This window comes from Sphingomonas sp. FW306-1B-B10E, assembly GCF_058782005.1.
Genome location: NZ_JBYSXG010000006.1, coordinates 103,175 through 114,487 on the forward strand (window position 1 = coordinate 103,175; position 11,313 = coordinate 114,487).

Consider the following 11,313-nt stretch of genomic DNA (forward strand, 5'->3'; position numbering starts at 1 on the left):
GATGTTGGCTTACATAATCGCACTTGCCCAATCCGGCGCGCTCGATCGCGCATGGGCGGTCTTCGAGCGGGAAGGGTATCTGGTGAGCGACGACCCCGCCACGCTCGCGATCAAGGGTCGTCTCCTGAAGGACCGCGCATTGCAGGCCTCGGGAGACGACCGGACGCGCCTCTATGCCGAGGCTGCCGAGGCTTACGCTCGGGCGGCGCGGAACGGGGCGACCTATCCGCTGATCAACGCCGCCACGCTGGCGCTGCTCGCGGGCGATGCGGCGCGGTCGGCGGACTTGGCGGGGCGGGTGCTCGACCGCATCGCCGCGAACCCCGACGAGCCCGAAACGCCCTATTACCAGGCTGCTACCCGCGCCGAGGCATTGCTGCTGCTCGGCCGCGCCGACGCGGCGCAGGCCGCGATGGCGGAGGCGGTCGCGGCGGCGCCGCAGGCGTGGGAGGACCATGCCTCGACGCTGCGCCAGTTCCGCCTGATCCTCGCCGCGCAAGGAGCGGACGCCGGCTGGCTGGCGCCGCTGCGGCCGCCGCGCTCGCTGCATTTCGGCGGACACATGTCGTTCCGCGCCCATACCGGGCCGACGCCGCTGACCGAGGGCATCGCCGCGCTGCTCGCCGACGAGACGATCGGCTTCGGCTATGGCGCGCTCGCGGCGGGGGCGGATATCCTCGTCGCCGAGGCGCTGCTGGCGCGCGGCGCGGAGCTCCATCTGGTGATCCCCGGCGGGACCGCGGCATTCGCGGCGCTCTCGGTCGATCCCTTCGGACCCGAATGGCGGCGGCGTTTCGACGCGGTCATCGCCGCCGCCGAGACGGTGCGTGCGATCGAGCCGATCGGCATGATCCCCGACACCGTCGCGATCGGGCTTGCCGACGAGGTCGCGATGGGCGCGGCGCGGATCAATGCGCGCCGGCTCGCCAGCGAAGCGGTGCAGTTGCTCGTCGTCGCCGAGGGCGAACCCGAAGGGCGCTCGCAAGCGCTCTGGGCCAGCGGGGATACGCACGCGCGGCAGCACATCCTGCACGCGCCGCGCGAGCCGGTCGAGCCGGCGCCGGCCGCCAGCCCGGCGACCCACCGCTGCCTCGCCGCGCTGGCGGTCCGCGCCGAACCGGCGGCGCTCACCGCGATCGGTGCGATGCTCGCACAGGGCCCAGCACCGGCGGTTCCACCGAGCTTCACCGGCGAGGCGGCGGTGCTCGCCTTCGAGCGGCTGGGCGATGCCGCGGCCTGCGCCGCCGCGCTCGCCGCGGCAGTGCCCGACGCGACGGTGGGCGGTTATTACGGCGTCGCCGACACCGTCGCCGATCCGTTCGGCGGCGGGCCGAGGCTCATCGGTCGCGCGCTCGCGGTCGCGCTGGCGGCCGCGCGCTCGGCGCCGCCGCGATCGGTATGCGTTTCGGACGATTTCGCCGCGGCGCTGGCGGTCGCCGATCCCGCGTTCCACGCCGAATATGTCGGCGAGCTCGACGATGTGCGCAGCGCCGCCCCGATCGGGCTGTTCGCGCTGCGGCGGCTATAGGATCAGTTCCTCGAGCCGGTGCGCCGCGACGACGGTGATCGCGTCGCCGTCACGCCGGAGGATGCCGCGGCGCAGCGCGGCGTTGAGGGCGCGCGAGGCGGTCTCGCGCGTGGTCGAGACGATGAGCGCGAGGTCCGAGACCGACGGGGCCGGGCTGATGCTGAGGCCGGGTTGCAGCCGCGCCTGGCGCAGCAACTCCGAATAGACCCGCCCTACCGAGGACAAGGCCGCACGCTCGAACATCCGCTCGTTGACCTGGCGGAGTCGCAGGATCAGCAGCCGCGACAGCGCCAGCCCGATACAGCCGTGCCGCTGGGCGAGCATCGCGAGATGCGCCGCCTGGATCGCGAGCGCCTGCGATTCCTCGATCGCGACGATATCGGCCTCGTGCACCGCGGCATCGGGCTCGCCGACCGCGCCGAATATGTCCCCGCTGCGATATTCGTGGAGCAGCACCATCTGGCCGCTCGCCGCATAGAGCAAGGCCCGCGCGCGCCCGACCACCAGCAGATAGCTCAGCGTCGCCGGATCGCCCTGGCGCACGATGATCGCCTGGCCGGCATAGGCATGCAGCCGGCCCCGCGCCAGGATCAGCTCGGCAACCTCGGCGGAACAGAGGAAGACGCGGCCGACGAATTCGCGGAGTCCGTCCTCATCGAGCACTGCGCCTGCTTCCTCCAAAGCACCGGAACCGAGCACAAGCGCTGAGACGCGCGCATGCCCTTCATCGGCATTGCGCCGCGCCCTGTCCAGCGGTGTTCGCCGCGAAACCAAGGCGTTGCCCGCGCCGGCTGCCCTAAGGGAATGTCCCTAGCCGGCGAGGGCGCCCCGTCGAACGCTCTATAATTTCAGGACGAAGTCCGGAGATATTTGATGTCGTTCCTCGCGCGCATGAACATCGGCAAGCGCATCCTGATCATCGGCGGGGCGTCGCTGCTCGGGCTGATGCTCGTGCTGGCGCTGGCCGTCGGCCGGCTCGACAGCGCGCTGTCGGACAGCTTCAACGAACGCACCAAACAGTCGCTCGACGTCGCCTACAGCCAGTTCGACCGCTTCTATGCCGAGGAGCAGGCCGGCCGGATGACGCGCGAACAGGCGCAGGCCGCCGCCAAGGCCGCGATCACGTCGATGCGCTTCGGCAAGGACGATTACTTCTTCATCCTCGACAACGACCTCAACATGGTCCTGCATCCGGTCAAGCCGGAGAAGGTCGGCAAGAACGTCGCCGACGATACCGATGCCGACGGCAAGCACCATTATCGCGAGATGATCGAGCGCGTGAAGACCGACGGCGCCGGCTTCGTCTCGTACAATTACAAGATGCCCGACGGCAAAGGCGCCAAGCCCAAGATCTCCTATGTCCGCGGATTCAAGCCCTGGGGCTGGGTGATCGCGACCGGCGTGTTCAACGAAGAGATTCGCGCCGCGGTGAACGACGCGACGCTCAAGCTCGGCGTGGTCGTGGTGTTCGTGCTGGTCGGCCTCGCCGGCCTGATCCTGGTGATCAGCCGTTCGATCACCGGCCCGCTCGGCCAGATCACGCTGCGGATGCGCAGCCTCGCAGATGGCGACACCAAGGCCGAAATCCCCGGCGCCGCCCGCCGCGACGAGATCGGCAACATGGCAGGCGCGCTCCAGGTCTTCCGCGACAACGCCATCGCCAAGGCCGAGGCCGAAGCCGCCAAGGCGCAGGCCGATGCCGACCAGCATGCGATCGTCTCGCTGCTCTCGGAGAAGCTCGAGGCTCTGTCCCAAGGCGACCTTACCGGCACGATCTCGGGCAACGTTCCCATCACCTATCAGGCGCTGAGCGGCAATTTCAACACCGCGCTCGCCAATCTGCGCGAGCTGATCGCTGCGCTCGCCGACGCATCGCACAGCATCGAGAGCGGATCGAGCGAGATCGCCGCCGCCTCGGACGACCTCGCCCGCCGCACCGAGAGCAACGCCGCCAGCCTCGAGCAGACGTCGGCGGCGCTGTCGCAGATGAACGCGCGCCTCAAGTCGAGCGCCGACGTCGCCGACCGCACCGTCGAGCGCGCGCAAAAGGCGATCGGCATCGTCGGCACCGGCCGCGCAACCGCCGAAGAGGCGACCTCGGCGATGGATCGCGTCTCGGGCAGCGCCCAGGGCATCGACGACGTCATCGAAGGTCTCGACAAGATCGCCTTCCAGACCCGGGTTCTCGCGATGAACGCCGCCGTCGAAGCCGGCCGTGCGGGGGAAGCAGGCCGCGGTTTCGCGGTCGTCGCGGACCTCGTCTCCGCGCTCGCGATGCGCGCCGAGGAAGAGGCCAAGCGCGCCCGCGAGCAGCTCTCGACCACGCAGAGCGAGATCCGCTCGGCGGTCGACGCAGTGCTCAAGGTCGATGCCGCATTGGCCGAGATCACCGGCAGCGTCGAGCAGGTCCACGAATTCGTCGAGACCATGGCGAACGACAATCGTGCGCAATCCTCGACGATCGGCGAGATCGCCACCGCCGTGAACGTCATGGACCAGTCGACCCAGCAAAATGCGGCGATGGTCGAGCAAACCTCGGCCGCGGCGCGCAACCTCGCCGGCGAAGTCACTGCGCTTACCGAGCAGTCGGCGCGCTTCAACGTAGGGTCGACCCCCGCCAAGCGCCCCGCCGCCAAGGCAAGCGCGCCGGCGCCTCGCCCCGCGCCCGTCGCGGCCCCCGTCTCCTTCGCCGCGACCAATCGCGCCGAACCCGAATGGGCCAGCTTCTAAGCCGGTCCGAACCACCGCCGCGCGCCGCCAGGGACGGAGCGCTTCTCTCTCCCAGGTAGCCCGCCGCACCCGCGGCGCGGCGCCCGCCGTCCCTCGCTGGAAACACCCATGCTCCGTCCCCGTACTCGCTTTGCCTTCGGTACCTCGCTGCTCGCGCTGACCGCATTTCCCGCCACCGCCCAGACCCTGACGCCGATCTCGACCGAAGCGACGGCGAGCGGGAACGAGATCCTCGTCGTCGCATCGTACAATCCCGCGTCCGAGACGCCGGGCAAGAAGCAGGATGTGCCGCCGCCGCAGCCTGCGACTCCGCCCAGCGAAGCGACGCCCGAGCGCGCCCCCGCCAACCCCGCGGTCCGCGCCTATCCGCGCCAGGCCGATGGCCACGGCGTCAAGCTGGGCGGCTACAATCTGTCGCGCTGGGCCGAGGATTGGCGGCTGATGCGCGATCCCAAGAAGCGCAACGATCCGCTCGACCGCCTCAAATATCTCCCGATCGACGGCAAGGGCGACATCTACCTGACGCTTTCGGGCGAGGTCCGCGTCCGCGCCGATTATTACTCGCATCCCGGCCTCGCCCAGGGCGAGGACCGCCGCGAGGACAAATTGCGCCTGGTCGGCGGCGCCGATCTCCATGTCGGCCCGTTCCGCTTCTATGGCGAGCTCGCGCATGGCGGGCTGGCGGGCGACAATTACGGCGCGCCCTCGGCCAAGTTCCGCGACGATCTGTTCGCGCAGCAATTCTTCGGCGAAGTCGGCGGAACGATTGGTGGCGTCACCCTCGGCGCGCGCTACGGCCGCCAGGAATTCACCGACGGTCCGTCGGGCTTGGTCTCGCAGAAGGACAACAACACGATCCGAACCCCGATGGACGGCCTGCGCGGCTGGGCGCAGATCAGCAAGGTCCGCGTCGACCTGTTCGACTTCGAGCAGGTCAAGCTCGGCATGTCGGGGATCAGCGACGACGTGTCCGATCATGACACCCGCTTCTCGGGCGTCACCGCAGGCGTGGTCCTTGCCAACGACAAGACTCACAAGCTGTTTCTCGACCCGTTCGTCTGGCGCGAGCGCAACCAGAAGCTCCGCTGGGGCAATGTCACTGCGCGCGAGCTTCGCCATTATTACGGCGCGCGGCTGTGGGGCAGCTATGACGATCTGACGCTCGACTGGACGGTCGCGTACCAGGACGGCGACTTCAACGGGCGCGACATCAGCGCCTGGAACGTCTTCGCCGCGCAGACCCTGCAGCTCGACAAGAAGGGCCTCGCGCCCAAGATCGGCGTGCACTTCGATTATGGCAGCGGCGGCGGCAGCTACGGCACCGGCACGCTTCACACCAGCAAGACGGTCAGCGCGGGCAGCGTCGCCTATAGCTACCAGGGCGCGCTGAGCCCGACCAATCTGTTCCAGGCGTCACCCAACCTGACGGTCTCGCCGAGCAAGGCGCTCGACGTCACGCTCGAATATCAGCGCAGCTGGCGGGTCGACGGCACCGACGCAGTCTATCGCGGCGCAGGCACTGCCTATGCCGGCACGCAAAAGCTCGACGGCAGCCATGTCGGCGACACGATCCACCTCCAGGCGACGTGGAAGGTCACCCCGCGCCTCTCGCTGGTCGCGCGCTACGAATATTTCGCCACCGGCGAATTGCTCGAACAGGCGGGCTTCGAGGATTCGCACTATCTCGGCAGCTGGGCGACCTTCCGCTTCTGATCTCCTCCTTCGCGGAGCGAGGTCACCCTACCTCAATCTTCGTCATCCCCGCGAAAGCGGGGATGACGATAAGAGACGTGAGTTTTGTGGAGGCGCCCCGTCCGTCAGGTGCGCCTGCCACCTCATGGAAGGAGGGGCTTCGCCCAGCCGTGCGCCCGGCGCGACAAAAACTCTTGATACTATATATCATCGCAGCTACCGCAGCGCAGCACACCCTTTAGTTCGGGATCTTCCATGCTGCGTACCTTCCTGCTCGCCTCCGCCACCCTGATTGCGCTTCCGGCGCACGCCAATGACGGGATCGTCGCGAACACCGACACTGCGGCACCGGCCCCCGCCGCCGATGGCGCGCAGGAGCACGACCAGCCCAGCCAGGAAGTCGTCATCACCGGCACCCGCGCCCGCGCCACTGCCGATGTGCTTGGCGGCACCGCGGTGCTCGCCGCCGAGGAGCTGACCCGCGAGATACGCCCGACGATCGGCGAGACGCTCGCCCGGCAGCCCGGCGTCTCGGCGACCTCGTTCGGCCCCAATGCCTCGCGCCCGGTGCTGCGCGGCTTCACCGGCGATCGCGCGCGACTGCTGATCGACGGGATCGGCAGCATCGACGTGTCGAACACCTCGGCCGATCACGCCGCGATCATCAATCCCCTCACCGCCGACCGCATCGAAGTCCTCCGCGGCCCCTCCGCACTTCTGTTCAGCCCCTCGTCGATCGGCGGCGTGGTCAACGTCATCGACAGCCGCATCCCGCGCCGCCTCCCCGAGAGCCCGCTCCATTTCGACGGCATGGCGACCTATGGCAGCGCCTCGGACGAGCGCTCGGTCTCGGGCTCGGCCGACGTGCCCGTCGCGGGCAAGCTCGTCGTCCATGCCGATGGCAGCTATTCGAAGACCGGCGACCTGCGCAGCGGCGGCTATGTCCTCACGCCCGAATTGCGCGCGCAGGCTGCGGCGAGCGCCGATCCCGAGATCCAGGCGCTCGCCGGGCTGAAGGGCGACGTGCCGAACACCGCGGCGCGGACCTGGGACGTGGCCGGCGGCGCGGCGATCGTCGATGATCGCGGCAGCCTCGGCTTCTCGGTGTCGCGCTATGACAGCCTCTACGGCGTGCCGATCCGCTATTCGCTCGATCCCTCGGTCGAAGCCGAGGCGGTGCGGCTCCATGCCAAGCAGACCCGCTTCGACGTGCGCGGCGACGTGACCACCGAGACCGCCGGCATCCACCAGATCCGCCTCCGCCTCGCCGCCGCCGATTACCGCCACAGCGAGATCGAGGACACGGGCGAAGTCGGCACCACCTTCTTCAGCCGGGGCCTCGAAGGCCGGCTCGAGCTCGTCCAGGAGACGCATGGCGAGTGGGAAGGGGTGACCGGCGGGCAATTCTCGACGCGCAACACCCGGATCGTCGGCGACGAGAAGTTCCTGCCGCGCACCGAGAGCAACCAGTACGGCGCGTTCACGCTCCAGTCGCTCGACTTCGGCAAATTGAAGGCCGAGGCGGCCCTCCGCTACGAGCATAACGACCTGCGCGCGCAGGCCGACGCCGATATCGGCAACCCGCTGCTCGACCGCAGCTTCGACAGCGTCTCGGCCTCGCTCGGCGCCAGCTATGCGCTCGCCGACCATCTCCGCCTCGGCATCAACGCCTCGCGCAGCGAGCGCGCGCCGACCCAGGAGGAATTGTTCGCCAACGGCCCGCATGCCGGCACCCAGGCGTTCGAGATCGGCAACCCCGACTTCACCACCGAGAAGGCCTGGGGCGTCGAGGGCACGCTGAAGGGCAGCGGCGACGGCTGGAGCCTGTCGGCGGCGGGCTATTACAATTGGTTCAGCGACTATATTTACGACGCGCCGACCGGCGCGATCGAAGATGGCCTGCCGATCTTCCAATACAACCAGGCCGATGCGCGCTATTACGGCTTCGAAGTCGAAGGCTCGGCGCGGCTCGCCCGGATCGGCGGCTTCGCCATCAACGCCGATGCACTGTCGGACTTCGTCCATGCCGAATTGGTCGACGCGGGTCCGGTCCCGCGCATCCCGCCGCTCCGGGTGATGGGCGGGCTCGAGGCGCAGTCCGACGCGCTCACCGGCCGCGTCGAAGTCGAGCATAGCTTCAAGCAGGATCGCATCACCGATTTCGAGACGCCGACCAGCGGCTTCACCCTGGTCAACGCCTCGATCTCGTGGAAGCCGTTCGGCGCGGATTCGAACACCAGCCTGCTGCTCTCGGCCAACAACATCTTCGACGTCGAGGCGCGGCGCCACACCAGCGTGCTCAAGGACTATGCGCCGCTCGCCGGCCGTGACCTGCGCGCGACGCTGCGCGTGCAACTCTAACTTTCATGCCGCATTGGGAACGGATGGAAAGTCCGTCCCCCGAGCCCGTCGTCACGCTCAAGCCCGAAGCCGCTTCGTCGCGGCGCATCCCCTGGCCGATCGTCGCGCTCGCGGCGGTGGCGGTGTTGCTGTCCGGCCTGTTCTGGTTCGGGCACGAGATCATGGAGGGCGACGGCGCCGCGCTCGACCGCGCGATCATCCTTTCGCTGCGCGTGCCGGGCCATCCCGAGCAGCCGGTAGGACCGCATTGGCTGCCCTCGGCGGTGCGCGACGTGACTGCACTCGGCAGCACGACGGTGCTGACCATGGTGGTGACGATCACCGCCTGCTTCCTCGCGCTGCAGCGCCGCTTCCGCTCGGCGCTGCTGGTCGTGGGCGCGACCACGCTCGGCGCGCTCGCGGTGACCTTCGTCAAGGCGCTTATCGCCCGCTCGCGCCCTGACATCGTCCAGCAGCTGATGGCGGAGGCGTCCCACAGCTTCCCGAGCGGCCACGCCGCCAACAGCGCAATCGTCTACCTCACCTTGGCGACCCTGGTCTTCCCGCTGGTCCGTGGCTGGCGGATGCGCGGCTTCGTGCTCGCCACCGCGATGCTGCTGGTCGCGCTGATCGGCGTGAGCCGCGTCTATCTCGGCGTCCACTGGCCCAGCGACGTCCTCGCCGGCTGGGCCTTCGGCGCCTGCTGGGCGCTGTTGTGGTGGGGCGTAGAGCTGAAGCTGTTTCGCGGGAAGCGAAGTTAGTCAGGGCGGCGCGCACCGTGTTTGACCGTGAGGATAGTCACGCTGTCAACCGCGACGCCATATCGGATCACATAAGGCGGCACCGATGGCAGCTCTCTACGTCCGTGCGTGGCTAGCCGCCCACGATTTGGAAACGTTTCCAGGCTGTCCCCGGCGTCAAGTAGCGCGTCGACCATCTTTGCCGCTGCGACAGGATCGAACTGACTGATATAGCTGTAGATGAATTCAAGATCCCGCAGCGCCTGCGGGCTCCAGATTACTCGAGCCATTCACGCGGCATGGGCGTTTCGTCGGGAGTACCCAGCTTCCGCGCCCACGCACGAACTTGCTCGTGCGGAATCCCGCGGCCCGCAGCGATATCGGCATCTGCCTGCGCATCGCGCAGCGCGTCCCACTCGTCCTCGGTCATGCCCGGAGGCGGGCGCAGGGGATGTCGCGGCTCGATGTTCACCTGTCCGGCATAGCACGTAACGACCGCAACGTCAGCCCTCGCGCTCGGCGAGCTTGCGCTCCCAGGCGAGCGCGTCCTTGACGATCCCCTCGAGATCGTCGTGCTTGGGCCGCCACGGCAACGTCGCCAGGATCTTGCTGTTGTCCGCCACCAGCGCGTCGGGATCGCCCGCGCGGCGGCCCTCCAGCTTGCGCTCGATCGTGCGGTTGGTCACCCGGTCGACTGCGTCGAGCACCTGCAGCACCGAGAAGCCGCGGCCATAGCCGGCGTTCATCGTGTGGCTCTCCTCCGGCCGCGCGATCAGCAGGTCGAGCGCATCGACATGCGCCGCGGCGAGATCGGTGACGTGGATGTAATCGCGCACCCCGGTGCCGTCCTCGGTCGCGAAATCCGTGCCGAACACCGAGACCGCGCTGCGCTTGCCCGTCGCCGCCTCGGCCGCGATCTTGATCAGGTGCGTCGCACCCGCGGTCGACTGACCGCTGCGCCCCTGCGGATCGGCGCCGGCGACGTTGAAGTAACGCAGCGCGCAATAATTGAGCGGATGTGCCGCGGCGACGTCGCGCAGCATGAACTCGGTCATCAGCTTGGACATGCCATAGGGATTGATCGGCACCTTGGGGCTGTCCTCTGCGATCGGGACCTGCTCGGGGATGCCATAGGTCGCCGCGGTCGACGAGAAGATGAAGTGCTTCACGCCCGACGCCACCGCGCTCTCGAGCAGCGAGCGGCTCGCGACGGTGTTGTTGCGGTAATATTTGAGCGGGTCGCTCACGCTCTCGGGCACGACCACCGAACCGGCGAAGTGCATCACTGCGATCACGCCCTCGTCGCGCATCGTGCGGCGGACCACGTCCTCGTCGTCGATGTTCGCGACGACCAGCTTGGCGCGCTTGTCGACTGCCCAGTCGAAACCGGTGACGAGATTGTCGACCACCACGACCTGCCAGCCCGCGTCGAGCAACGCCAGCACCGCATGGCTGCCGATATAGCCCGCCCCGCCCGTCACCAGCACTGTACCGTCGCGCATGCCCGATCTCCCTTTGTCGCGGCATCGCCTAGAGGGGCGATTGCGCTGCGCCAACCCCCACCTATCTTGGCAACGACAAGGAGACCCAAATGACAGTCGAAACTGCAACGCTCGCCGGTGGCTGCTTCTGGTGCACCGAGGCGGTGTTCAACGACGTGATCGGCGTGAGCAAGGTCGAGAGCGGCTATATCGGCGGAACCGTCGCCAACCCGACCTACAAGCAGGTCTGCGGCGGCGACACCGGCCATGCCGAGGCGATCCGCGTGACCTTCGATACCGACCAGATCAATTATGGCGAGATTCTCGACATCTTCCTCGCGACGCACGACCCGACCCAGCTCAACCGCCAGGGTAATGACGTCGGCACGCAATATCGCTCGGCGATCTTCCCGCATTCGGAAGCGCAGGAAGCCGAAGCGCGCGCGGCGATCGAGCGCGCCTCGGCCGACTGGCCGGCGCCGATCGTCACGACGATCGAGCCGCTGAGCGACTGGTACCCCGCCGAGGATTACCACCAGGAATATTGGCAGGGCGAAGGCCAGCGTAACCCATACTGCCTCGCGGTGATCCCGCCCAAGCTGCGCAAGCTTCGGAAAAGCTTCGCCGCGCGGACCAAGGAAGGCGCGGCGGCGTAAGCCTGAAGGAGCCGCCCAATATCCCGCCCCTCCCTGAAAGGGAGGGGTTTAGGGGTGGGTTTAGAAAAGGCCGGGCTCGATGCCCGGCCTTTTCTTCATTGCCATGCGCATCGTTGGGCTCGCTTCGCTCGCACCCACCCCCAACC

At 68.3% G+C, this 11,313-nt stretch carries 10 protein-coding genes; 6 read left to right on the forward strand and 4 right to left on the reverse strand.

Annotated features, from left to right (window positions below; genetic code table 11):
• The first annotated feature begins 1 nt into the window (after nt 1).
• Nucleotides 2-1,528 (forward strand): tetratricopeptide repeat-containing protein, encoded by a 1,527-nt coding sequence (locus AC3WJI_RS04160; protein ID WP_492755983.1) that lies wholly within the window; start codon nt 2-4, stop codon nt 1,526-1,528.
• Here the strand turns inward: AC3WJI_RS04160 and AC3WJI_RS04165 are convergent.
• The gene (locus AC3WJI_RS04165) at nt 1,523-2,227 is read right to left on the reverse strand and encodes a Crp/Fnr family transcriptional regulator (protein WP_492755984.1); all 705 of its coding nucleotides are present in this window, start codon (nt 2,225-2,227) and stop codon (nt 1,523-1,525) included. The genes AC3WJI_RS04160 and AC3WJI_RS04165 overlap by 6 nt on opposite strands.
• Before the next feature lie 174 nt (nt 2,228-2,401).
• Between AC3WJI_RS04165 and AC3WJI_RS04170 the strand changes: the two genes are divergently transcribed.
• The 4 genes from AC3WJI_RS04170 to AC3WJI_RS04185 all read left to right on the forward strand — a co-directional run bounded on the left by AC3WJI_RS04170 (nt 2,402) and on the right by AC3WJI_RS04185 (nt 9,051).
• Nucleotides 2,402-4,258, forward strand: a complete 1,857-nt coding sequence (locus AC3WJI_RS04170; RefSeq protein WP_492755985.1) for a methyl-accepting chemotaxis protein — start codon at nt 2,402-2,404, stop codon at nt 4,256-4,258.
• Between the two features lie 108 nt (nt 4,259-4,366).
• Nucleotides 4,367-5,971: an alginate export family protein gene (locus AC3WJI_RS04175; RefSeq protein ID WP_492755986.1), complete on the forward strand. Its 1,605-nt coding sequence runs from the start codon at nt 4,367-4,369 to the stop codon at nt 5,969-5,971.
• A gap of 234 nt (nt 5,972-6,205) precedes the next feature.
• Nucleotides 6,206-8,311, forward strand: a complete 2,106-nt coding sequence (locus AC3WJI_RS04180) for a TonB-dependent receptor (protein WP_492755987.1) — start codon at nt 6,206-6,208, stop codon at nt 8,309-8,311.
• 23 nt (nt 8,312-8,334) lie between these two features.
• On the forward strand, nt 8,335-9,051 hold the full coding sequence (locus AC3WJI_RS04185) for a phosphatase PAP2 family protein (RefSeq protein WP_492755988.1): 717 nt from the start codon (nt 8,335-8,337) through the stop codon (nt 9,049-9,051).
• Here AC3WJI_RS04185 and AC3WJI_RS04190 read toward each other — a convergent pair.
• From AC3WJI_RS04190 to galE, 3 genes are all read right to left on the reverse strand, one after another.
• Complete coding sequence (locus tag AC3WJI_RS04190) at nt 9,048-9,320, reverse strand: type II toxin-antitoxin system RelE/ParE family toxin (protein ID WP_492755989.1); 273 nt, start codon at nt 9,318-9,320, stop codon at nt 9,048-9,050. The genes AC3WJI_RS04185 and AC3WJI_RS04190 overlap by 4 nt on opposite strands.
• On the reverse strand, nt 9,308-9,460 hold the full coding sequence (locus AC3WJI_RS04195) for a hypothetical protein (protein ID WP_492755990.1): 153 nt from the start codon (nt 9,458-9,460) through the stop codon (nt 9,308-9,310). The genes AC3WJI_RS04190 and AC3WJI_RS04195 overlap by 13 nt, the downstream gene beginning before the upstream one ends.
• 73 nt (nt 9,461-9,533) lie before the next feature.
• A complete protein-coding gene (galE, locus tag AC3WJI_RS04200; RefSeq protein ID WP_492755991.1) occupies nt 9,534-10,532 on the reverse strand; it encodes a UDP-glucose 4-epimerase GalE in 999 nt (332 codons plus the stop codon).
• 89 nt (nt 10,533-10,621) lie between these two features.
• On the opposite strand from galE, the gene msrA reads away from it, so the two are divergent.
• A complete protein-coding gene (msrA, locus tag AC3WJI_RS04205; protein ID WP_492755992.1) occupies nt 10,622-11,167 on the forward strand; it encodes a peptide-methionine (S)-S-oxide reductase MsrA in 546 nt (181 codons plus the stop codon).
• The last annotated feature ends 146 nt before the right edge of the window (nt 11,168-11,313 follow it).